25 protein-coding genes are annotated in these 22060 nt (G+C 74.0%); 19 read left to right on the forward strand and 6 right to left on the reverse strand.

Annotated elements, in window-relative coordinates; translation table 11 throughout:
• The first annotated feature begins 23 nt into the window (after window positions 1-23).
• The 5 genes from lspA to E1182_RS00665 all read left to right on the forward strand — a co-directional run bounded on the left by lspA (window position 24) and on the right by E1182_RS00665 (window position 4924).
• On the forward strand, window positions 24-641 hold the full coding sequence (lspA, locus tag E1182_RS00645; protein ID WP_132260624.1) for a signal peptidase II: 618 nt from the start codon (window positions 24-26) through the stop codon (window positions 639-641).
• Window positions 638-1582, forward strand: a complete 945-nt coding sequence (locus tag E1182_RS00650) for an RluA family pseudouridine synthase (RefSeq protein ID WP_132260625.1) — start codon at window positions 638-640, stop codon at window positions 1580-1582. The genes lspA and E1182_RS00650 overlap by 4 nt, the downstream gene beginning before the upstream one ends.
• Before the next feature lies 1 nt (window position 1583).
• Entirely contained in the window at window positions 1584-2465 is an 882-nt protein-coding gene (locus tag E1182_RS00655; RefSeq protein ID WP_207921199.1) for a hypothetical protein, read from the forward strand.
• Window positions 2466-2601: 136 nt separating this feature from the next.
• Window positions 2602-4074: an AAA family ATPase gene (locus E1182_RS00660; RefSeq protein WP_132260626.1), complete on the forward strand. Its 1473-nt coding sequence runs from the start codon at window positions 2602-2604 to the stop codon at window positions 4072-4074.
• A 55-nt stretch (window positions 4075-4129) separates the two neighbouring features.
• The gene (locus tag E1182_RS00665) at window positions 4130-4924 is read left to right on the forward strand and encodes a DUF2567 domain-containing protein (protein WP_132260627.1); all 795 of its coding nucleotides are present in this window, start codon (window positions 4130-4132) and stop codon (window positions 4922-4924) included.
• Here the strand turns inward: E1182_RS00665 and E1182_RS00670 are convergent.
• A complete protein-coding gene (locus E1182_RS00670) occupies window positions 4839-5537 on the reverse strand; it encodes an LON peptidase substrate-binding domain-containing protein (RefSeq protein ID WP_132260628.1) in 699 nt (232 codons plus the stop codon). The genes E1182_RS00665 and E1182_RS00670 overlap by 86 nt on opposite strands.
• Window positions 5538-5644: 107 nt before the next feature.
• Here E1182_RS00670 and hisD point away from each other — a divergent pair, with 107 nt between their 5' ends.
• The 12 genes from hisD (at window position 5645) to hisF (ending at window position 13889) form a co-directional block, all read left to right on the forward strand.
• Entirely contained in the window at window positions 5645-6967 is a 1323-nt protein-coding gene (hisD, locus tag E1182_RS00675) for a histidinol dehydrogenase (RefSeq protein WP_132260629.1), read from the forward strand.
• Window positions 6964-8052: a histidinol-phosphate transaminase gene (locus E1182_RS00680; protein ID WP_132260630.1), complete on the forward strand. Its 1089-nt coding sequence runs from the start codon at window positions 6964-6966 to the stop codon at window positions 8050-8052. Before hisD ends, E1182_RS00680 begins: the two co-directional genes overlap by 4 nt.
• Window positions 8053-8089: 37 nt before the next feature.
• Window positions 8090-8701, forward strand: coding sequence for an imidazoleglycerol-phosphate dehydratase HisB (hisB, locus tag E1182_RS00685; RefSeq protein WP_132260631.1), 612 nt, complete (start codon window positions 8090-8092; stop codon window positions 8699-8701).
• Between the two features lie 46 nt (window positions 8702-8747).
• Window positions 8748-8918: a hypothetical protein gene (locus E1182_RS30810; RefSeq protein WP_165942457.1), complete on the forward strand. Its 171-nt coding sequence runs from the start codon at window positions 8748-8750 to the stop codon at window positions 8916-8918.
• Window positions 8918-9544: an imidazole glycerol phosphate synthase subunit HisH gene (hisH, locus tag E1182_RS00690; protein ID WP_132260632.1), complete on the forward strand. Its 627-nt coding sequence runs from the start codon at window positions 8918-8920 to the stop codon at window positions 9542-9544. The genes E1182_RS30810 and hisH overlap by 1 nt, the downstream gene beginning before the upstream one ends.
• A 24-nt stretch (window positions 9545-9568) precedes the next feature.
• On the forward strand, window positions 9569-9892 hold the full coding sequence (locus E1182_RS00695; RefSeq protein WP_132260633.1) for a hypothetical protein: 324 nt from the start codon (window positions 9569-9571) through the stop codon (window positions 9890-9892).
• A 16-nt stretch (window positions 9893-9908) separates the two neighbouring features.
• Entirely contained in the window at window positions 9909-10637 is a 729-nt protein-coding gene (gene priA / locus E1182_RS00700) for a bifunctional 1-(5-phosphoribosyl)-5-((5-phosphoribosylamino)methylideneamino)imidazole-4-carboxamide isomerase/phosphoribosylanthranilate isomerase PriA (RefSeq protein WP_132260634.1), read from the forward strand.
• Window positions 10634-11038 (forward strand): RidA family protein, encoded by a 405-nt coding sequence (locus E1182_RS00705; RefSeq protein ID WP_132260635.1) that lies wholly within the window; start codon window positions 10634-10636, stop codon window positions 11036-11038. The genes priA and E1182_RS00705 overlap by 4 nt, the downstream gene beginning before the upstream one ends.
• A gap of 83 nt (window positions 11039-11121) precedes the next feature.
• The gene (locus tag E1182_RS00710; RefSeq protein ID WP_132260636.1) at window positions 11122-11568 is read left to right on the forward strand and encodes a MarR family winged helix-turn-helix transcriptional regulator; all 447 of its coding nucleotides are present in this window, start codon (window positions 11122-11124) and stop codon (window positions 11566-11568) included.
• A 5-nt stretch (window positions 11569-11573) separates the two neighbouring features.
• On the forward strand, window positions 11574-12005 hold the full coding sequence (locus E1182_RS00715; protein WP_132260682.1) for an organic hydroperoxide resistance protein: 432 nt from the start codon (window positions 11574-11576) through the stop codon (window positions 12003-12005).
• 44 nt (window positions 12006-12049) lie between these two features.
• Window positions 12050-13048 (forward strand): NADP-dependent oxidoreductase, encoded by a 999-nt coding sequence (locus E1182_RS00720; RefSeq protein ID WP_132260637.1) that lies wholly within the window; start codon window positions 12050-12052, stop codon window positions 13046-13048.
• 73 nt (window positions 13049-13121) lie between these two features.
• Window positions 13122-13889: an imidazole glycerol phosphate synthase subunit HisF gene (gene hisF, locus E1182_RS00725; protein ID WP_132260638.1), complete on the forward strand. Its 768-nt coding sequence runs from the start codon at window positions 13122-13124 to the stop codon at window positions 13887-13889.
• A gap of 145 nt (window positions 13890-14034) precedes the next feature.
• On the opposite strand, the gene E1182_RS00730 is transcribed toward hisF, so the two are convergent.
• Window positions 14035-14496: a hypothetical protein gene (locus E1182_RS00730; RefSeq protein WP_132260639.1), complete on the reverse strand. Its 462-nt coding sequence runs from the start codon at window positions 14494-14496 to the stop codon at window positions 14035-14037.
• Window positions 14497-14564: 68 nt separating this feature from the next.
• A complete protein-coding gene (locus E1182_RS00735) occupies window positions 14565-15209 on the reverse strand; it encodes a YitT family protein (RefSeq protein WP_132260640.1) in 645 nt (214 codons plus the stop codon).
• A gap of 58 nt (window positions 15210-15267) precedes the next feature.
• On the opposite strand from E1182_RS00735, the gene E1182_RS00740 reads away from it, so the two are divergent.
• The gene (locus tag E1182_RS00740; protein ID WP_132260641.1) at window positions 15268-16725 is read left to right on the forward strand and encodes a PLP-dependent aminotransferase family protein; all 1458 of its coding nucleotides are present in this window, start codon (window positions 15268-15270) and stop codon (window positions 16723-16725) included.
• Between the two features lie 141 nt (window positions 16726-16866).
• On the forward strand, window positions 16867-18120 hold the full coding sequence (locus E1182_RS00745) for a low temperature requirement protein A (RefSeq protein WP_132260683.1): 1254 nt from the start codon (window positions 16867-16869) through the stop codon (window positions 18118-18120).
• 79 nt (window positions 18121-18199) lie between these two features.
• On the opposite strand, the gene E1182_RS00750 is transcribed toward E1182_RS00745, so the two are convergent.
• The 3 genes from E1182_RS00750 to E1182_RS00760 all read right to left on the reverse strand — a co-directional run bounded on the left by E1182_RS00750 (window position 18200) and on the right by E1182_RS00760 (window position 21951).
• The gene (locus tag E1182_RS00750) at window positions 18200-20026 is read right to left on the reverse strand and encodes a long-chain fatty acid--CoA ligase (protein ID WP_132260642.1); all 1827 of its coding nucleotides are present in this window, start codon (window positions 20024-20026) and stop codon (window positions 18200-18202) included.
• Window positions 20027-20167: 141 nt separating this feature from the next.
• On the reverse strand, window positions 20168-21112 hold the full coding sequence (locus E1182_RS00755; protein ID WP_132260643.1) for a terpene synthase family protein: 945 nt from the start codon (window positions 21110-21112) through the stop codon (window positions 20168-20170).
• Between the two features lie 209 nt (window positions 21113-21321).
• On the reverse strand, window positions 21322-21951 hold the full coding sequence (locus E1182_RS00760) for a TIGR03085 family metal-binding protein (protein ID WP_132260644.1): 630 nt from the start codon (window positions 21949-21951) through the stop codon (window positions 21322-21324).
• Window positions 21952-22060 lie beyond the last annotated feature (109 nt).

Consider the following 22060-nt stretch of genomic DNA (forward strand, 5'->3'; position numbering starts at 1 on the left):
TCGCAGATGTCGATGGGGAGTCGATGACCACAGTACCGACCGCCGGATCCGGCACCGCAGGGCCGGGCGGCACGCCCAACCGCCGGGCGGTCGTGGTTCTGGCCAGCATCGCCCTGGTGGCCCTGCTGGCCGACCTGCTCACCAAGCACCTGGCGTTGCAGACCCTGGACGGCCGCCCGCCGGTGCGGCTGCTCGGCGGCGCGGTCTACCTGACCCTGACCCGCAACAGCGGGGCGGCCTGGAGCATCGGCGCCGACCACACCTGGGTATTCCCGCTGATCACCATCGGGGTGGTCGGCTGGATCGTGTGGATGGCGCTGCGGCTGCGGTCGCTGCCGTGGGCGGTCTCCCTCGGCCTGGTGCTCGGTGGGGCGCTCGGCAATCTCGTCGACCGGATCTTCCGTGCGCCCGGGCACTTCGTTGGGCACGTGGTGGACATGGTCAGCCTCTTCGACCCGTATGGCCGGGTCTGGCCGGTGTTCAACCTCGCCGACAGCGCCCTGGTCTGCGGCGTGCTGCTGGCCGTGGTGCTGGAGCTGACCGGGCGCCAGCGCGACGGCAGCCGGATCGGCAAGGGCGCCGGCGGGAACGCCGCCGGCACGCCGTCCGGCACCGGGACCGAGCAGCGGGAGCGGGCATGACCTCGGCCTTCGCCGCAGGCGGCGACCACCGTTCCCTGCCCGTCCCCGACGGACTCGACGGCATGCGGTTGGACCAGGCCGTCGCTCGCCTCTTCGGGCTCTCCCGCACCACCGCGGCGGCCCTGGTCGACGCCGGGGACGCCCTGGTCGACGGCACCGTCCGGCCGAACTCGTACAAGGTGAAGGCCGGTTCCTGGCTGGAGGTGACGCTGCCGGCCCCACCCGCCCCGCCGACGGTGGTGCCGCAGGCCGTGCCGGGCCTGCGGGTGGTCCACGCCGACGACGACATCGTGGTGGTCGACAAGCCGGTCGGGGTGGCTGCCCACCCCAGCCCCGGCTGGACCGGGCCGACGGTGATCGGGGGCCTGGCCGGTATCGGCCACCGCATCTCCACCAGCGGCGCCGCCGAGCGCCAGGGCGTGGTGCACCGCCTCGACGTGGGCACCACCGGGATCATGGTGGTGGCCAAGAGCGAGCAGGCGTACACGGCCTTGAAGCGGGCGTTCAAGTACCGCGAGGTGGAGAAGCGCTACCACGCCGTGGTGCAGGGCCATCCCGATCCGCTGCGCGGCACCATCGACGCCCCGATCGACCGGCATCCGCACCACGACTACCGCTGGGCGGTGGTCTCCGGCGGCAAGCCCAGCGTCACCCACTACGACACCCTGGAGGCGTTCCCCGCCGCCAGCCTGCTCGACGTGACGCTGGAGACCGGCCGGACACACCAGATCCGGGTGCACTTCTCCACCCTGCGGCACCCGTGTGTGGGCGACCTCACCTATGGCGCGGACCCGACCCTGTCCGCCCGGCTGGGGTTGACCCGGCAGTGGCTGCACGCCCGGTCGTTGAGCTTCCGGCATCCACGCACCGGCGACGAGGTGACCTTCGTCAGCGAGTACCCGGACGACCTGGCGCGCGCGCTGGCGATCCTGCGCGACTGACGTGTCCGAGCCACCGCTGGCGCCGCCGACTGGTCCACCACCACCACCACCGGCCGAGCGACCGCGCCGCAGCCGACCCGGCTGGTGGGGTTGGGCGGCGCTGCTGTGCCTCGGCGCGGTGCTACTCACCGCCGCCGGGCTGGACCGCCGCGCCGCGCCGGCCGGCGACCGCACCGTCGGCGAGGTCACCCGGGTCGGCGTCCGGCAGGGCGAGGCGATTGCGGGGTACCTGCGGGCCGCCGAGGCGGAACTGGTCACGCTGCCGCCGGGCGCGGCGTACGCCCTGGTCTCCTTCGACGCGTACCTGCCGCCGGGAAGGCTGCCGGCGCTGCTGGCCGGCGTCGAGGTCGCCCGGGTCATCGTCCGGGTGCCGCTACCGGACCGGCAGACCGAGGTGGTCCGGTTGGCCGCGTACCGGCTCCCGCAGGACGTGGTCTCCGGTATGGCCACGCTGGCCGACCGGAAGGACCGGGAGGCCGCCGACCAGCGGGTTCGGGCGGCGAACGCCGTCGACGCCGAGCTGCGCCGGGTGTACGACACCGGCGCGCAGGTAGCCGCGCGGGAGGCGGCGGCGTACCGGGTGGGGTGCGGGTGCGTCTACGCGGCGCTGGTGCGCGGCGGACCGGACGTGCTGCGGGCGCTGGCCGCCCGGCCCGGCGTCCGCGGCGTCGACCCGGCGCCCGAGGTACGCCGGCTGGAGCGCACGGTGCTCACCCCGCCACTGCCCGAACAGCACGACGTGGCCCGCCCGCCGGCGGACACGGCACTCGTGCCGACCGGCCCGCCGGTGGGCGATTCGTCGGAAGCGGCACCGGCAGTGATCAGTTCCTCACCACCATTCCCCGTCGGTGGTGCCGTACCCAAACCGGCCGTGACCTCCTGAAACTCGCAGCGGGTCGGCTTCCTGGCCCGAAATGTGGCAAGAATGCCGCACGGGGATGTGCACGGACAGGTGTGGTCCGAATAGGGTTTCGTTCGTAGCCTGTCAGGCGGAGATCGATGGCGCGGGAGGGCGAGCCTTGGACGGCACCGAGACCGGCTGGGGTCGGTCGGCCGAAGCGGCACCGCGATGGCGGGCGCTGCTCGACCGTGCCCGCCTCGGTGGCCGGGGCGCCGAGCACGGGGAGCCCGAGCGCCGGGCGGAGGAGCCGCCGCGCGAGCCGCTGCCCCGGCGCGCGCAGGGCAACGACTGGGCGGGGCGGGGCTCGGCCGCCGTGCCCCCGCCGGCGTACGGTACCGAACCCGGTTACCGGCCGGAGGGGATATACCGCGCCGACCCGGCCTACCACGCCCAATCCGACCACCCGCAGCCGACGTACCCGCCCGACCCGGCCTACCGGCCCGACCCCGCCGGGTACGGGGAACCGCCGGCCGAGTCGCGGTACGCGCTGCTGGACAACGGCTACCGGCACGAGCCGCCGCCGGTGGAGTCCCGCTACACGCCGCTGCTCGACGAGGGCTACCGGCCCGGCTACGCCCCGCCCGAGCCGGCGTACCCGCAGCCGCCGACCTACCCGTCGCAGCCCGCCTATCAGCCGGAACCGCCCTACCAGCCCGAGCCCACCTACCAGCCCGAGCCGACATACCAGCCGGCGGCGTACCCGCCGGCGGTGGTGACCGACCGGGGCTACCCGGCGCGGATCGAGCCGGCCCGGATCGAGTGGCGGGCGCAGACCCCGCAGGACGAGCAGGAACGGGCCGCCGCCGTCCTCCGCCGCGACCTGGGCACCCCGCGGGTGCTCGCGTTCGCCAACCCGAAGGGCGGGGTGCACAAGACCACCGCCACCGTGCTCGCCGCAGCCACCGTGGGCAGCGTCCGCGGCCGGGGCGTGCTGGCGTGGGACGACAACGAACTGCGGGGCACCCTCGGGCTGCGTGCCGGCAGTGCCCGGCACGCCCGGACGATCCGACACCTGATCAGCGACCTGGCGCACATCGAGATCCGCGAGGGCGCCGAGCTGCTGGCGGCCCTCGACGACTACCTGCGGCACGCGTCCGACGGCTCGTACGACGTGCTGGCCGGGGAGGAGAGCCCCCGGTTCGCCCAGCGGCTGGACCAGTTCACCGTCAAGCGGGTGCTGGAGCTGCTGCGCCGCACCCACGACGTGGTCTGCGTGGACACCGGCAACAACGTGGAGAGCCCGAACTGGCGGACGGTGATGAACGCCGCCGACCAACTCGTGGTGACCACCGTGCCCCGGGAGGACGCCGCGTTCAGCGCCGACTGGATGCTGGACCTGCTGCACGAGGTGGGCATGGGCGAGTTGGCCGACAACGCGGTGACCCTGATCTCCTGCCCGACGCCGGGCCGCACCAGTCTCCAGGCCGACCTGGAACGGCACTTCGCCACCCGGACCCGGGCGGTGGCCGTGGTGCCGTACGACCCGGCGCTGGAGACCGGTTCCTCGATCGACTACCACCAACTTCAGCCCGAGACCCGGCAGGCGTGGCTGCGGGCTGCGGCGGTGATGCTGGAGCCGTTCGCCCGCTGAGGGGTGCCGGGCCACCGACGCCCCGCCGCGCCGCCACACCTGAGAAGATCGTCCGGTGAGCCCGGACACCTCCGAACCGCAGCGGCCCGTCGACCGTCCCGACGAGCCGGCCGCCGCCCCCCGGTCCTGGCCGGCGTACACCGGCGGCCCGCAGCCGGTCGGGCCGCCCCGGCGCGGCGTGGTGGTGGCCACCGCGACCCTGTTCGGGCTGACCGCCCTGGGGGTGCCACTCGGTCTGCTCTGGGCCGCTGTGGCCCCGGGCACCCCGGTGGTCAAGACCGCCGACGGCGCGATCTACGCCCAGCCGCAACCGGAACAGCCGATCGCCGCCGACGGCTGGTTCAGCCTGCTCGGACTCGGCTTCGGGGTGCTCGCCGCGATCGGGCTGTGGGTACTGCTGCGCCGCCGCCGAGGGCCCGCCGTGCTCGGTGTGGCCGCCCTCGGCGCGCTCGGGGCCGCGCTGGTCGCCTGGCAACTGGGTCGGCGCATCGGGCTGGCCGACTACGAGCGGCTGCTCGCCGCTGCCCCGGAGGGCACCGCCTTCAGCAAACCCGCCGACCTGCGCGCGGGCGGCATCGAGTGGGTCTTCGGCGTGCTGCCGGTGCCCTTCGGCAACGTGCTGCTGCCGGCGTTCGCCGCCGCCGTGACGTACACCCTGCTGGCCGGTTGGTCCCGGTGGCCGTCGCTGCGCCCGGAGCCCGATCCGCTGCCCGACCCCACCCTGGGGTGGCCGGACCCGGACACCGGTCCCGCCGCGGGCGGGATCAGTTGGGAGCCGGCGGAGCGGCCAGCTCCGTCAGCGGCACCGGAACCGCCCGGACCTGACGCAGCAGAGCCGCCTCGCGGTTGAGCAGCCGCAGCTCGGCGCGGAGCCGGGCGGCGGTGTCGTCGATGGCCAGCAGCCGTTGCCGGTCCGTCACGGTCAACGCGGCGGTCGCCGCCACCAGGTGGGACAACACCGTCGGGTCCTCCGGCAACTGCTCGGAAACCTCCTGTTCGCCGGGGCGGACCAACCCCAGGTACTGCCGGAACACCGCGATCACCCGGGCCGCCAGCAACTCGGTCACCTCGTTGGCGCCCGCCGGCTCCGGCAGCCACGCCACCTCGGCGGTCAGGTACGGCGCGGCGGTCCGGTCGACGTCGACGACGCGGAAGCGTCGCCGCCCGACCGTGACGATCTCGAAGCCGCCGTCGTCCAGCTCGGTGACCTGCCGCAGCTCGGCCGTGCAGCCCACCTCGTGCAGCACCACCTCGTCCCCGCCCGGCACGGCCCGGCCCGCGCCCGGAGCGACCTCCCACCCGCGGCGGATCGCCACCACGCCGAACTCGCGGGGCGCCCCCTGCGGCCGCCCGAGCAGGTCGCGGACCAGGGCCCGGTAACGCTCCTCGAAGATGTGCAGCGGCAGCACCAGACCGGGAAAGAGCACCGTTGCGAGTGGGAACACCGGCAGCCGTGCGGTCACGCGTCCGAGCGTAGCCCGAGTCCGCGCGGGCGGCGTGTCCCGGCTCACCGTCCCGCCGTCCGGACGGTGCGGGTCGCCTGCGTGTCCGCCCGCCTAGACTCGCAGGGGTGTTGAATCGGATCGACCTGCGCGGCGGGGCCCGTGACCCGCGTCGCCTGCTGCCCCGTGCCCAGCTCGACGTCTCCGTGGCCGTCGAGCGGATCCGTCCCCTGGTGGAGGCGGTCCGCGAGCATGGGTACCCGGCGATCCGGGAGGCCAGCGAGCGGTTCGACGGGATCAGCCCCGAGGTGCTGCGGGTTCCCGCCGAGGTGATCGCCGAGGCCGAGGGGACGCTGGACCCGCAGGTGCGCGCCGCGCTGCTGGAGTCGATCACCCGGGTCCGGAAGGTGCACGCCGACCAGCGCCGCGTCGACCACACCACGCAGGTGGTGCCGGGCGGCACGGTGACCGAGCGGTGGCTGCCGGTCGACCGGGTCGGCCTCTACGTCCCCGGCGGCCTGGCGATGTACCCGTCGACCGTGGTGATGAACGTGGTCCCGGCCCAGGTGGCCGGGGTCCGCTCGCTGGTCGTGGTCAGCCCGCCGCAGCGGGAGAACGGCGGCCTGCCCGACCAGCGGGTGCTCGCCGCCTGCGCGCTGCTCGGCGTCGACGAGGTGTACGCCGTCGGCGGCGCCCAGGCGGTGGCGATGCTCGCCCACGGCGCGGCGGTCGACCCCGAGGGCACGCTGTTCTGCGACCCGGTCGACCTGATCACCGGCCCGGGCAACATCTGGGTGACCGCCGCCAAGCGGCTGCTGCGCGGTGTGGTCGGCATCGACGCCGAGGCCGGCCCGACCGAGATCGCCATCCTGGCCGACGACACCGCCGACCCGGCGCACGTGGCCGCCGACCTGATCAGCCAGGCCGAGCACGACCCGCTGGCCGCGAGTGTGCTGGTCACCCCGTCGGTGGCGCTGGCCGACGCGGTCGACGCGGAGCTGGCCCGGCAGGTGCCGGCCACCAAGCACGCCGAGCGGGTGGGCACCGCGCTGCGCGGCGAGCAGAGCGGTGTCGTGCTGGTCGACGACCTGACCGCCGGGCTGCGGGTGGTCGACGCGTACGCCGCCGAGCACCTGGAGATCCAGACCGAGAACGCCCGCGAGTGGGCACTGCGGGTCCGCAACGCCGGGGCGATCTTCGTGGGGGCCTGGTCGCCGGTGTCGCTGGGCGACTACTGCGCCGGCTCCAACCACGTACTGCCCACCGGCGGCTGCGCCCGGCACTCCTCCGGGCTGTCCGTGCAGTCGTTCCTGCGCGGCGTCCACCTGGTCGAGTACACCCGGGAGGCGCTGCGCGAGGTGGCCCCGCACGTGGTCACCCTGGCCACGGTGGAGGACCTGCCGGCACACGGTCAGGCGGTCAGCGTACGGTTCGCGGGGGAGACGTCGTGACCACGCTCGACGAGCTGCCGATCCGCGACGACCTGCGGGGCCTGACGCCGTACGGGGCGCCGCAGTTGGACGTCGCGGTGCGGCTGAACACGAACGAGAACTCGTACCCGGTGCCCGGTCCGGCGGTCGACGCGATCGGCCGGGCCCTCGCCGCCGAGCTGCGCGACCTTAACCGCTACCCCGACCGTGACGCGGTGGCGCTCCGCGCCGACCTGGCCCGGTACCTGGGCCACGGCCTCACCGTCGACCAGGTCTGGGCGGCCAACGGCTCCAACGAGATCCAGCAGCAGCTGCTCCAGGCGTTCGGTGGTCCGGAGCGCGCCGCGCTCGGCTTCGTCCCGGCGTACTCGATGCATCCGCTGCTGGCCCTGGGCACCGGCACCCGGTGGATCCCGGCCGCCCGTGGCGTCGACTACGGGCTGACCGCCGGCGAGGCGGTCGACCAGGTCCGGCGGCACGCGCCCGACGTGGTGTTCCTCTGCTCGCCGAACAACCCCACCGGCACCGTGCTGGATCCGGCCGTGGTCGCCGCGGTGCTCGACGTGGCGCCCGGCATGGTGGTCGTGGACGAGGCGTACGCCGAGTTCGCCCGGCCGGGCACGACCAGCGCCCTGGCGATGCTGCCGGGTCACCCGCGGCTGGTGGTCACCCGCACCATGAGCAAGGCGTTCGGCTTCGCCGGCGGGCGGCTGGGCTACCTGGCCGCCGATCCGGCGGTGGTGGCGGCGGTGCAGCTCGTGCGGCTGCCGTACCATCTCTCGGCGTTGACCCAGGCCGCCGCCCGGGCGGTGCTGGCGCACCGCGAGGCGCTGCTCGGCACCGTCGAGGCGATCATGGCGCAGCGCGACCGGATCGTCACCGAGCTGCGCGCCCGGGGTCACCGGGTGGCCGACAGCGACGCCAACTTCGTGCTGTTCGAGGTCGGCGGCGACCAGGCCGACGCCTGGCGCACCCTGCTCGACGCGGGCGTCCTGGTCCGCGACGTCGGCCTGCCGGGCTGGCTGCGGGTCACCGCCGGCACCCCCGCCGAGACCGACGCGTTCCTCGCCGCAATGGAGAAGCTTTCGTGGGAGCGCGAGCAGTGAGCTCGCGGGTCCCGCAGTCGCGACCGAAAGGCAGACCATGAGTCGCACCGCCCGGGTGGAGCGGATCACCAAGGAGACCAACGTCCTGGTCGAGCTGGACCTCGACGGCGCCGGCAAGGCCGAGATCAGCACCGGGGTCGGCTTCTACGACCACATGCTGCACCAGATCGCCCGGCACGGCGGGTTCGACCTCACCGTGCGTACCGTCGGTGACCTGGAGATCGACGCCCACCACACGATGGAGGACACCGCGCTCGCCCTGGGCGCCGCGTTCGACCAGGCGCTGGGGGACAAGGCCGGCATCCGGCGCTACGGCTCGGCCACCGTCCCGATGGACGAGGTGCTGGTCCGGGCGGCGGTCGACCTGTCCGGCCGGCCGTACGTGGTGCACGACGAGCCGGCCCTGGCGCCGTACATCGGCCCGGTCTACCCGACCAGCATGACCCGGCACATCTGGGAGTCCTTCGGCCAGGCGGCCCGGATCACCCTGCACGTGGACGTGCTGCGTGCCGCCCGCCCGGGCGGCCACCCGGACGCCCACCACGTGGTGGAGGCCCAGTTCAAGGCGGTCTCCCGGGCGCTGCGGGAGGCCACCGCGCTGGACCCGCGCAACGCGGGCGTGGTGCCCAGCACGAAGGGGGCGCTGTGACGGGCGCGCGGCTCGGCGTGGCGGCCGGGACCGGAGGGCGGCGCTGATGGGCGGGGTGCTGCCGACGCTGTTGCTGATCCTCGCCGGGGTGCTGGTCGGCGGGACGTGGTCGTTGATCCGGCAGGGCGCGCCGCGCGGCGCGGTGGTGGTCACCGGGCTGCTCGCCGCGCTGGCCACCGTCGCCGGGGTGCTCTGGCTGCTGCCGGGGGAGGGCTGATGGGCAAGCGGATCGTGGTGCTCGACTACGGCTCGGGCAACCTGCGGTCGGCCGAGCGGGCGCTGGAGCGGGCCGGCGGGCGGGTGACCGTCACCGCCGACCTGGTCGCCGCCGCCGAGGCGGACGGCCTGGTGGTGCCGGGCGTCGGTGCCTTCGCCGCCTGCATGGCGGGCATCGAGGCGCTCGGCGCGGGCCCGGTGATCGCCGAGCGGGTCGCCACCGGCCGACCGGTGCTGGGCATCTGCGTCGGGATGCAGGTGCTCTTCGCCCACGGCGACGAGCACGGGGTGGTCACCAAGGGCCTGGGTCTGCTGCCCGGCGGGGTCACGAAGTTGTCCGCCCCGCGGCTGCCGCACATGGGCTGGAACACCGTCGACGCGCCGGCGGACTCGGTGCTGCTGGCCGGGCTGCCGGCCGAGGCGCGGTTCTACTTCGTCCACTCGTACGGGGTGACCGACGTGGCCGGCCTGGTGGCGGCCGGCGCGACGGTGACGACGGCGCACCACGGGACGGACTTCGTCGCCGTCGTGGAGCGGGGCCCACTGTCGGCGGCCCAGTTCCACCCGGAGAAGTCCGCCGACACCGGGGCCGCGCTGCTGCGTAACTGGCTGGCCACGGTTGGCTGAGCCGGCCGGCCGGACGGTGCTCCGGTGAGCAGGGAACGGGCGCGTCGGCGGGCCGAACGGGAGGCGCGGGCCGCCCGGGAACGTCTGGTGCGCCAGCGTCGGCTGGCCCGCCGGGAACGTCGGCGGGCCCTGGTCCGTCGGCTCACCCCGCAGTGGCGGCGGGGCCGGACCGGGCGGCTGGCCCGGCGTACCCGGGGGGAGCGGGCCGCCATCGTCGGGCTGAGCCTGGCCGCCTTGCTCGGTGTCTGGATGTTCGTCGACGACCGGGCCCTCCGGCTGGTGCTGGTCGTCCTGCTGCTGCTGGTCCTGCCCGCGGTCGTGGTGATCGCGCTGGACCGTCGGATCTGACCGAGGAGAAGAGAAGTTGAGCCTCACCCTGTTGCCCGCCGTGGACGTCGCCGACGGCCGGGCCGTCCGGCTCGTGCAGGGCGCCGCCGGTAGCGAGACCGCGTACGGCGATCCTCTGGAGGCCGCGCTGGCCTGGCAGGCCGACGGTGCCGAGTGGATCCATCTGGTGGACCTCGACGCCGCGTTCGGTCGGGGGTCCAACGCGCACCTGCTCGCCGAGGTGGTCCGCCGGCTCGACGTGAAGGTCGAGCTCTCCGGCGGCATCCGGGACGACGAGTCGCTGAGCGCGGCGCTGGGCACCGGTGCCGCCCGGGTCAACATCGGCACCGCCGCCCTGGAGGATCCGCAGTGGTGCGACCGGATCTGCGGGGAGTACGGCGACCGGGTCGCGATCGGGCTGGACGTGCGGGGTCGTACCCTGTCGGCCCGGGGTTGGACCCGCGACGGCGGTGACCTCTGGGAGGTGCTGGAGCGGCTGGACAAGGCCGGCGCGTCCCGGTACGTGGTGACCGACATCACCAAGGACGGCACCATGCGCGGGCCGAACCTGGATCTGCTGCGCGAGGTCTGCGCCCGCACCGACGCCCCGGTGATCGCCTCCGGTGGCGTGTCGACCCTGGACGACCTGCGGGCGCTGGCCGCCCTGGAGCCGGTGGGGGTGGAGGGTGTGATCGCCGGCAAGGCGCTCTACGCCGGGGCGTTCACCGTCGCCGAGGCGCTGGCGACGCTGCGGGCCGCGGGGTGACGGGAGCAGACGCCGTCGTCACCCGGCTGGGTTCGGGTGGCCCCTGGGAGGCCGTCTACGGCTACTCGCGGGTGGTTCGGGCCGGCGCGCTGGCCTGGACGGCCGGGTGCACCTCGACGGTGGACGGCCGGGTGGCGCACGTGGGGGACGCCGCGGCGCAGACCGCCCAGGCGTTGCGGATCGGCCTGGCCGCGCTCGCCGAGGTGGGCGCGGAGCCGGCCGACGTGGTCCGGACCCGGCTGTACGTCACCGACCGGATCCACTGCGACGAGGTGGGCCGGGCGCACCAGGCGGTCTTCGGTGCGGTCCGTCCGGCAGCGACGATGCTGGTGGTGGCCGGGCTGATCGATCCGGATCTGCTGGTCGAGGTGGAGTTGGAGGCGTACCTCGGCGACCGGTGACTCCGGCGGCTCTCCGGGTGGGGGCGGCCACACCACGCCCCGATAAGTTGTGCGCAATCTAATTGCGTACTACCGTTCCGGGGGTGACCGATGATCTGGTGCTGCGTCGACAGGTGTGCTTCGCGCTCTATGCCGCGTCCCGCGCCCTCACCGACGTCTACCGGCCCATCCTCGACGAGTTCGGCCTGACCTACCCGCAGTACCTGGTGCTGCTGGTGCTCTGGGAACGCGGCGACGACGCCCCCACGGTCTCCGAACTCGGCGCCGCGCTGCGGCTGGACTCCGGCACGCTCTCCCCGCTGCTCAAGCGGCTGGAAGTCGCGGGCCTGGTGGTCCGGTCCCGGTCCGCGCGCGACGAGCGGCGGGTGGAGGTGGGGCTGACCGCCGACGGTGCGGCCCTGCGGCAGCGGATCGGCGAGGTGCCCGCGCGGGTCGCCCGCGCCACCGGCCTCACCCAGGCCGAGCTGGTCGCCCTGCGTGACAGCCTCAACCGGGTCACCGAGACGATCCACCGACAGAAGGAGCAGTGATATCCGTGCAGGTGCTCTACACCGCCTCCGCCCGCGCCACCGGTGACGGCCGCAACGGCCACGTCCGCACCTCCGACGGCACGCTCGACCTGGACCTGGCGATTCCGAAGGAGATGGGCGGCGCGGGCGAGGCGGCCAACCCCGAGCAGCTCTTCGCCGCCGGTTACGCCGCCTGCTTCCACTCGGCGCTGCGCACGGTGGCCCGCAAGGCCCGGGCCGACGTCTCCGCCTCGGTCGTCGAGGCCGAGGTGGGCATCGGCGCGAACGGCAGCGGCGGCTTCGGGCTGACCGTCGCCCTCGTGGTCGACCTGCCCGCCCTGGACCGCGCCGCCGCCGAGCAACTCGTCGGGGCCGCCCACCAGGTCTGCCCGTACTCCAACGCGACGCGCGGCAACATCGACGTCGCGCTCACCGTCCGCGAGGTCGCGTCGGCCTGAGCATCACCCGCCGCCGACGACCGCGTACGAGAGGGGAAACTCCCATGAGCACCAACCGTGAGATCCACCTGGCCTCCCGCCCACAGGGTTGGCCCACCGCCGACAACTTCCGCCTCGTCGAGACCGAGGTGCCGACCCCCGGCCCGGGCCAGATCCTGGTCCGCAACCAGTTCATGTCGGTCGACCCGTACATGCGGGGCCGGATGAACGACGTCGAGTCGTACGTGCCGCCGTTCGCGCTCGACGCCCCGCTCGACGGCGGCGCGGTCGGCGAGGTGGTAGCCAGCGAGGCCGACGGCATCACGGTCGGCGACACCGTCCTGCACGGCCTGGGCTGGCGCGAGTACGCCCTGGTCGACGCCCGAGCCGCCCGCCCGGTCGACCCGACCGTCGCCCCGCTCACCGCCTACCTGGGCGTGCTCGGCATGACCGGCCTCACCGCGTACGCCGGCCTGCTCGACGTGGCCGCCATGAAGCCGGGCGACACCGTCTTCGTCTCCGGCGCGGCCGGCGCGGTGGGCAGCATGGTCGGCCAGATCGCCAAGCTCTCCGGCGCCGCCCGGGTGATCGGCAGCGCCGGCTCGCCGGCCAAGGTCGAGCGGCTGCGCGCGCTCGGTTTCGACGCCGCCTTCGACTACCACGACGGTCCGGTGCGGGACCTGCTGCGGGCCGCCGCGCCGGACGGGATCGACGTCTACTTCGACAACGTCGGCGGCGAGCACCTGGAAGCCGCGATCGGCGCGATGAACCTGCACGGCCGGGCCGCCATCTGCGGCATGATCGCGCAGTACAACTCGACCGAGCCGCCGGCCGCCCCGCGCAACCTGGCGCTGGTCATCGGTAAGCGGCTCACCCTGCGCGGCTTCCTGGTCGGCGACCACGGCCACCTGCGCGACACGTTCGTCGCGGACGTGGCCGGTTGGCTGCGCGAGGGTAGGATCTCGCACGACGAGACGGTCGTCGAGGGCATCGAGAACGCCCCCGACGCGTTCCTCGGCATGCTGCGCGGCGAGAACCTGGGCAAGATGCTCGTCCAGGTGTGACCCCGAACTCGTTCCCGGCGGTCGACCCGGTCGGGTCGACCGCCGGGGCGTACGGGTTGGATAGGCTCACGGCATGACGGTGGCGGTACGGGTCATCCCGTGTCTGGACGTGGATGCCGGTCGGGTGGTCAAGGGGGTCAACTTCCTCGACCTGCGCGACGCCGGTGACCCGGTGGAGCTGGCCGCGGCGTACGACCGGGCCGGCGCCGACGAGCTGACCTTCCTCGACGTCACCGCCTCCGCCAGCGACCGGGGCACCACCCTCGACGTGGTCCGGCGCACCGCGGAGTCGGTCTTCATCCCGCTCACCGTCGGCGGCGGTGTCCGGCAGGTCGCCGACGTCGACACGCTGTTGCGCGCCGGCGCCGACAAGGTCGGGGTGAACACCGCCGCGATCGCCCGGCCGGAGCTGATCGCCGAGATCGCCGACCGGTTCGGCCGGCAGGTGCTGGTGCTCTCCCTGGACGTACGGCGGGCACCGGCGGGCACCACGGCGAGCGGCTTCGAGGTCACCACGCACGGCGGCCGGCGTGGCACCGGCCTGGACGCCGTCGAGTGGGCCGCCCGTGGCGCCGAACTGGGCGCGGGAGAGATCCTGTTGAACTCGATGGACGCCGACGGCACCAAGGCCGGGTTCGACCTGGCGCTGATCCAGGCGGTTCGCGCGGTGGTCGACGTACCGGTGATCGCCAGCGGCGGTGCCGGCGAGGTCGGGCACTTCCCGCCGGCTGTCGGTGCGGGCGCGGACGCGGTGCTCGCCGCCAGCGTCTTCCACTTCGGCGAGCTGACCGTGGGCGAGGTCAAGGACGAGCTGCGGGCCGCCGGCCACCCCGTGCGCTGACGCCGCCACCCCATCCGGCCAGCGCCGGCCTTCCTGTCCGGGCACCGGCCGCGACCGCCTCGCCCGGCCATCTTCTGGCCGTCCCGCGAGCGGTGTGGATCACGTCGGGCCGCGAGCGGGCAGAAACGCGCCGGGGACCCCGCGGTCAGCGACCGGACCGGCCCTCGGGCGATCGGCGCGGTGCGGGGATCGACCGGACCAGGTACTCCTGCACCGCCGCGGCGTGCTCCTCCTCGGGCAGGTGCCACTCGGCGTTGCCGGGCGTGCCGTGCCGACGGGCCAACACCCCCTGCACGGTGTCCACGGTGGTCCCGAACCCGGCTCGCGGCCTGGTCCGCCAGAGCCGCTCCCCGTCCGGGGTGATCTCGAACCAGCCGTCGCTGACGCGGACCAGCCCAGAGCCGACCAGCCGGCGGACCGCCGTCTCGACGTCCTCCCGCTCGGGGATGCTCTGGTTGAGGTGGTCCGCTGTGGAGAGGACGTCCGCGAGCCGGACGCCCTCAGGGCGCCGGGAGTCGACGGCGCGGCGATGCCGTCCCGCCCCGCTCGCGATCACCAGTGACACGAAGATCCAGGCGTCCGTCCACCGCCATGCGTCCACCGCCATGCAGGGAATGATGCCCGGCGGTGTCGGCAGAGGAAACACCCACTTTCCGCCGGGCACGTCCGCGCAGCTCAGGACACGGGCACGGGGTTCGTCTCCGGAGCGGGTCGGTGACGGAGGGCGAAGACGGGGATGAACAACTGGCTCAGCGGGCCGATCGCCAGCGCGTACGCCAGCGTGCCGATGCCCACCGTGCCGCCGAGCAGGACGCCCGAGATCAGCACGACCACCTCGATGGCGGTGCGGACCAGCCGCACCGACCAGCCGGGACGCCGCGCGACCAGCCCGGTCATCAGTCCGTCGCGGGGGCCGGGGCCGAGGTCGGCACCGAGGTACAGGCCGGTGGCGGCGCCGTTGGCGACGATGCCGGTGACCAGCAGTACGGCCCGGGCCGGCAGCGGAAGGTCGCCCGGAATGAGCGCCACGGCCGCGTCGACGGCCAGCCCGATCACCACCACGTTGCTGAGCGTGCCGAGGCCCGGCCGCTGGCGCAGGGGGATCCACAGCAGCAGCACCGCCGCGCCGACCAGGATGCTCGCCGTGCCCACCGAGATCCCGGTCTGCCGGGACAGCCCCTGGTGGAAGACGTCCCACGGATTCAACCCGAGCCCGGAGCGGATCATCAACGCCATGCTGACGCCGTAGAGGATCAGGCCGGCGTAGAGCTGGGCCAGCCGCCGTGCCGGTCGGTGTCGGAGATTGCCAATCAGCGCCATGCATGCCAACCTAACGGCCAATATCGCGGACAGTAGAACCAATTCCGGGAAGGTGGCCATGACAAGCCAGGTGCGCGGAGCCCAATTGGCCCGACTGTTGGGGCAGTGGCACGCCCTGCCGGGCCGTCGCCGCAGTCCGGACTACGCCGCCCTCGCGGCCGCCGTCCGTGGCCTGCTCGCCGACGGCCGGCTCGCGCTGGGGGTACGCCTGCCCGCCGAGCGGGAACTCGCCGAGGCGCTGCGGGTCAGCCGGACCACCGTCACCGCCGCCTACCGGCAGCTCCGCGAGACCGGCCACCTCGCCAGCCGACGCGGCGCGGGAAGCTGGACGATGCTGCCCGGCACCCACCGGGTCGCCAGCACCGGCCTGTGGACCCCGCTCGACGACCGCGACATGATCGACCTCGGCGTGGCCGCGCTGGCCGCCCCGCCCCAGCTCGTCCCGGCAGCCCGGGCCGCCACCGAGGACCTGCCGCGCTACCTGGGCGGTGCCGGCTACCACCCGACCGGGATCATCGAGCTGCGCGACGCGGTGGCCCGGTCGTACACGGACCGTGGGCTGCCCACCAGTGCCGAGCAGATCATGGTCACCAGCGGCACCCAGCACGCGCTGGACCTCGTGCTGCGGCTGGCGCTGGCCCCCGGCGGCAGCGTGCTGGTCGAGTCCCCCACCTATCCCAACGCGCTGGCCGCACTGGCCGCGCGCCGCGCCCGGGTCAGCACCCACGGCCTGTCCACCGACGGCGTCGGCTGGGACCCGGACCTGCTGCTGGGCAGCCTCCGGCAGATCCGTCCCAAGCTGGCCTACCTGATCCCCGACTTTCAGAACCCGACCGGTCACCTGATGCCGGCCGAGCTGCGGGAGAAGGCGGTCGCCGCGGCGCACGCAGCCGGCACCGACCTGGTGGTCGACGAGTCCTTCGTGGACCTGCCGCTGGACGCCACCCCGATGCCTCCGCCGGTCGCCGCGTACGACCGGCACAGTCGGGTGATCAGCATCGGCGGGATGAGCAAGCCCTACTGGGGCGGGCTGCGGATCGGGTGGGTACGTGCCTCCGCGCCGCAGGTCCAGCGGCTCGCCGCCGCCCGGGTCGGCGTCGACATGGCCAGCCCGGTGCTCGACCAGCTCGTGGCGGTGCACCTGCTCGCCGACGCCCCGGCCATCGTCGAAGCCCGCCGGGCCCAGCTCGCCGCCCAGCGCGACGCCCTGCTCGCCGCGCTCGCCGCACGGCTGCCCGACTGGCGGGTCACCTCGCCGTCCGGCGGCGTCACCCTCTGGGCCGAGCTGGACGGCCCGATCTCCAGCGCGCTCGCCCGCTCCGCCGAGGACGTCGGCGTACGGCTGGCGCCCGGCCCCCGGTTCGGTCTGGACGGCACCCTGGAGCGGTTCCTGCGGCTGCCCTTCACCCTGCCCGCCGCGGATCTGGAGGAGGCGGTGGGTCGGCTCGCGGCGGTCCGCTACGACCTGGACCGTTCCGCCCGCCGGCAGTGGCGGGAGGCCACGGTCATCGCCTGAGGCCAACGCCCCTCAATCGGTGCCGGCCGGGTGCTCGCCGCCACCACGTCCGACGGGTCCGCGGGCGATCGACGGCCCGGCTGGCGGCACCGCTGCCAGACTGCTGGTGTGGCGGGTGGACGCTGGTGGGGGACGGGCGGGATGCGGCCGGCCCCACCCGGTTCCCGCACCAGCCGGGTGGAGCTCTTCTACGACCTGATCTTCGTCTTCGCCTTCCTCACCGTCACCGATCTGACGTCGAGCCTGGCGACCGTGCCCGACCTGTTCGGTGCCCTGCTGGTGCTGGCGTTGCTCTGGTGGTGTTGGACCGGCTTCGCCGCGCTCGGCAACGCGGTCCGTGTCGACCAGGGTGTCCTGCCGGTGGTCGGCTTCGTCACCGCCGCCGTCACCTTCCTGCTCGCACTGAGCATGCCCGGGGCCTTCCGCGACGGACCAGGCGGCATCGACGGCCCGATCTTCTTCGCCGGTTGCTACTTCCTGGTCCGCGCCACGCAGCTGGTGGTCTTCGGCTGGCTGCACCGCGCCGACCGGACGCCGCTGCGCCGCTGGGCGCTGGTGGCCGTGCTGCCGGTGGTCGCCACCGGACTGCTGGTCGTCGCCGCGACGGTGCCGCCGCGGATCGCCGACGGCGTCGCTGAGGACAGGTTGCGCCTGTGTCTCTGGCTGGCCGCCCTGTCCGTCGAGTACGTCGGGGGTGTCACGCTCGGCCGGGCGTACTGGACGGTGGTCTCCACCGGGCACTGGGCGGACCGGCACGCGCTGATCGTGCTGGTGGCGCTCGGCGAGTCGATCATCGCGCTGGGCATCGGCCCGAAGTTCGTCACCGAGCTGCCACTGAGCTGGCCGGTGGTGGTCGCCGCGCTGCTGGGCGTGGCGGTGGCCTCGGCGCTGTGGTGGGCGTACTTCGACACCCTGGCGCTGGCGGTCGAGCAGGCCCTGCACCGGGCCCGCGAACCGACCGCCCGGCGGCGGCTGGCCCGGGACGCGTACACCTACCTGCACCTGCCGATGATCGCGGGCATCATCCTCCTCGCCCTCGGCCTGGAGGACCTACTGGCTGAGGCGGCGTCGCCGGGGGAGCCCGCCTGGGGGCCGCCGCTGGGCTGGTTCTGGATCATGGTGCTCTGGGGCGGGGTGGGGCTGTACCTGCTCAGCCTGGTCGCCTGCGGGCTGCGGGCGTTGCGCGTGCTGCGGTGGCCGCCGCTGGCGGCCGTACTGCTGCTCGCCGTGCTCGCGCCGGTCGGGGTGAGGCTGCCGGAGTTGGTGGCGCTGGCGGTCCTGGCGGTGGTCTGCGTGGCCACCGTCGTCACGCAGACCCTGACCGACGGCGAGTTGCGCCGCGCGGTCCGGCAGGAGGAGCACGAGGTCGAAGGCACCCGCTGGCGCGGCCGGTAGGGGTGAGCCGGCCGCCGCGGAGTGCCGGTGGACGGGGGTGGCCGTGCCCGAGCCGTCGGCCCGGCCACCCCCTGCTCGGTCAGATCTCGGCCAGGGCACCCTCGTACATCTTGTCGATCTCGGCGGCGAAGTTGCTCTCCACGCCCCGCCGCTTGATCTTCAACGATGGGGTGATCTCACCGTGCTCGATGGTCAGGTCGCGCGGCAGGATGGTGACCTTCTTGATCGTCTCCCACCGGTTGAGCCGGGCGTTGAGCTGCGCGACGTACTCCTCGACCATGGCCCGCGCCTGCGGCGAGGCGACGATCTCGGCGTAGTCCCGGCCCTCCAGCGGGCCGCCGGCCGCCCAACCCTTGATCGCGTCCGGGTCCAGCGTGACCAGCATGGTGCAGTAGTTGCGGGCCTGCCCGATGACGACCGCCTGCGAGGTGTACGGGCAGATCGCCTTGAACATGCCCTCGATGTGCGACGGCGCGACGTACTTGCCGCCAGAGGTCTTGACCAGGTCCTTCTTCCGGTCGGTGATGCGCAGGTAGCCCTCGTCGTCCAGGCTGCCGATGTCCCCGGTACGGAAGAAGCCGTCCTCGGTGAACACGGCGGCCGTCTCCGCGGGCAGGTTGTGGTACCCGCGCATCACCGGCCCGCCCCGCAGCAGGATCTCCCCGTCGGTGTCGAGCCGGCACTCCAGGTCGCCCAGCGCCTGGCCGACGGTGCCGATCCGGTTGGCGTGCGGCCGGGCGACGAAGGCGCCGGCACTGGTCTCGGTGAGGCCGTACCCCTCGCAGATGGGCAGGTTGGCGGCGGCGAAGAAGGTGGCGATCTCCGGGCTCAGCGGCGCGGCGCCGGAGACCAGCACCCGGATCCGGCCGCCGAGGCGAGCCTGGAGCTTGCTGAACACCAGCTTCTCGGCCAGCGCGTACTTCAGTCTCAGCCCGGTCGGGAGCGGCCTGCCGGCCTGCTCCAGGGCGACCTTCTCCTTACCGACCGCCACCGCCCAGGCGAAGATCTTGGCCTTGGCGCCACCGGCGTCCCGGGCCGTGGTGACCGCCTTGTTGTAGACCTTCTCGAAGACCCGCGGCGCCCCGCACATCAGCGTCGGGCGGATGATGCCCAGCAGGTCGACCAGCTTCTCCACCCGGCCGTCGACGTAGGTGGGCAGGCCGACGTGGGTCGCCCCGCACAGCAGCGTCTTGCCGAACGAGTGGGACAGCGGCAGCCAGAGGTACTGGAGGTCGTCCTGGCGCAGCAGCCCGATATCGGACTGCGCCACACCCTCCCAGCACCAGCCGCCGTGCAGCAGCTCGACGCCCTTGGGGCGGCCGGTGGTGCCGGAGGTGTAGATCAGGGTGGCGAGGTTGTCCGGTCCGATCGGGGCGACCAGCCGCTCGATCAAACCCCGGTCCGCCGCGAGGACCTGCCGGCCCTGCTGTTCCAGCTCGGCCAGGGTGAGCTGGGGTACCGCGGCGGCCGGGTCGGGCACTCCGTCGAACAGGACCACGTGGGTCAGTGCCGGCAGGTGCGCGCCCGCGACCTTGGCGGCCTGGGCGGGATTCTCGGCGAACAGCACCCGGGACTTGGAGTCGGCGATGATGTACACCGCGTCCTCCGGTTCGGTGGTCGGGTACACCGTGGTGGTGGCGCCGCCGGCGCACATGATGCCGAAGTCGGCGATCACCCAGTCCAGCCGGGTGTTGGCCAGGATCGCCACCGGATCTTCCAGGCCGACGCCCAGCCCGTGCAGGCCGGCGGCGACCGCCGTGGCCCGCTGTCCGACCTGTTCCCAGGTGAGCCACACCGCACCGGAGTCGTCCGCGTTGGGGTGACCGAAAGCGTGGCGATCGGGTGTCGCGGCCACGCGCTTGAGGAACATGTCGGGGATGGAACGGTACGGTACATCGAGAGCCATCGCTGTAGCCGCCTTCAAGGGGTGTCAGACGTGACGGGGGTCACGTCGCTTTGCGGTTACCGAAGAGTATTGCCTGCACCGGCGGGTCGGCTAGCCCTCAAACCTGAGAGGCGGCTGAGCCACGGACGGGGCAAATGAAGATCATGCATATCGGTCCGCCCGCAGCGACCAGTCGTACGTCGCCCGGATCCAGGCTCGCCGGGCGGCGAGGAAGGACGCCAGCGCCGGATCGGCGGCCAGCACGCTGTCCCGGGCCAGGTACCGGGCCAACCCCTGGTTGAACCGGTCCGCCGCGACCCGGAAGGCGCTGTCCGCGTCCAGCCCGGCCTGCGCCGCGATCACGGTGACCAGATTCTGCGCGTCGGACTCCGCCTGCCGCTCCTTGTGGTGCGAGAACAGGTCGTTGCACCAGCAGACCAGGTCGGCGGCGAGGTCGTCCAGGGCGAGCACCTCCGGGGCGCTGCGCCGCCGCGCCGTCGGCTGCCCGTCGTACGCCAGGTCGGTCAGGGTCAGGCTCGGCCGGGCGCCACCGGTGTGCCGCCGCATCTGCACGTACTCCGCCAGCCCCGGCACCCGCCGGCGTTCCCGGTTCGCCGCCTCCCAGAGCAGGGAGAGCAGGTATTCCCGCAGTTGGCTGATCAGTCGCAGCAGCAAAGCCGGCCGGTGCTGGTCCCGGACCCGCCGACAGATGTCGGCCAGCGCCAGCCCGAGTGGGCCGGCGTCCCCCGGTGCCTGCCCGTCCGGCGCGCCGAGCCGGTCGAGCACGTCCAGCAGGGCGGCGACGGTCGGAGCCAGCCGGATCGCCTCCGCTCCGAGGCCGTCCTCGTCGCAGGCGTCGTCCATCACGAACAGCCAGGTGATCAGGTCGGTGAGCAGCCGGAGTCGGTCGAGCGGGGCGGCCGGGCAGGTCCGGCCGGCCAACTCCGCCGCGGCGGCCCGCCCCAGCCGGCGCTGCCGGGCCCCGCAGTCGACCAGTTCGAGGCGTCCGGCCCAGTGCAGGCTCTGCGCCGCCACCTCGTCGGTGCCCGGATGTCGGGCCGTGGCGAAGGGCGGCTCGTGCAGTGCCGACACGGCGGTGCTGCGCATGGTGGCCCCCTGTCCGCACCGACCGGTCCGGGCTGGTGCGCAGAAGGGTACGGGAAATGCGACGGCGAGAATCCAGTGTGTACGGACGGCCAGCGCATTGACAATGACCGATTGTGCACATCGCGGTGGCTGGGCTCCCCGCCCCGGCCCCCGACGGGCGGGGCCGCCCCGCCGGGGCGAGCGGGACTCCCGGCGGGCCGGCCTGGGAATCAGAGGCCGAGCCGGGCGGTGCGGAGTCGCTCGACGCCGGCCGGCGGGCCGTCGACCTGGACCCGGGCCACCCGCTGCCGCCCGGAGAGGAACAACGCCAGTTCGCCGGGGCTGCCCACCAGACGCAGCCGGTCGCCGCCCCGGCCCACGCCGACCTCCCCGTGCCCGGGCGCCTGCACCAGCAGGTCCGCCGGGAACCGGCGCAGCGCCGCGCGGGCCACCAGCGAGACCCGCTGCCACAGCTGGGTCTGCAGGCCGCTGGGCAGATCGCGCGGCTGCCATCCCGACTGCGCCCGGCGGACGTCCTCGTGGTGGATGAAGAACTCCAGGGTGTTCGCCAGCTCGTCGGTGACCGGGTTGCTCAGCGGGCTCCACAGCGGCGGCCGGCGGACCTGCCCGACCAGTTCCGCCCAGGGACGGGCGGCGATCCGCAGGCGTACCCGCTCGGCGTACCCGCGCAACGGCGGCAGCAGGATGCCGCCGGCGGCGTCCAACCTGCGTTCGCGCAGCACCAGGTGCGCGGCGAGGTCCCGGGTCGTCCACCCCTCGTTGACCGTCGGCGCCTCGGGGCCCCGCTCCAGCATGAGGTCGGCGAGCGCCTCGCGCTCCGATCGGGCGTACCGCGGCATGACAGAGATGGTAGGCCCGCGGGCAGCCGCCGGCGCGGCGGGGCGGACCGTCGGCCGGGCTGTGGCACGACACGTGATGTCGGACATAGCGCTTGCGGTCGGCGGGGCT

Source organism: Micromonospora sp. KC721 (assembly GCF_004348355.1).
Classification (GTDB): domain Bacteria; phylum Actinomycetota; class Actinomycetes; order Mycobacteriales; family Micromonosporaceae; genus Micromonospora.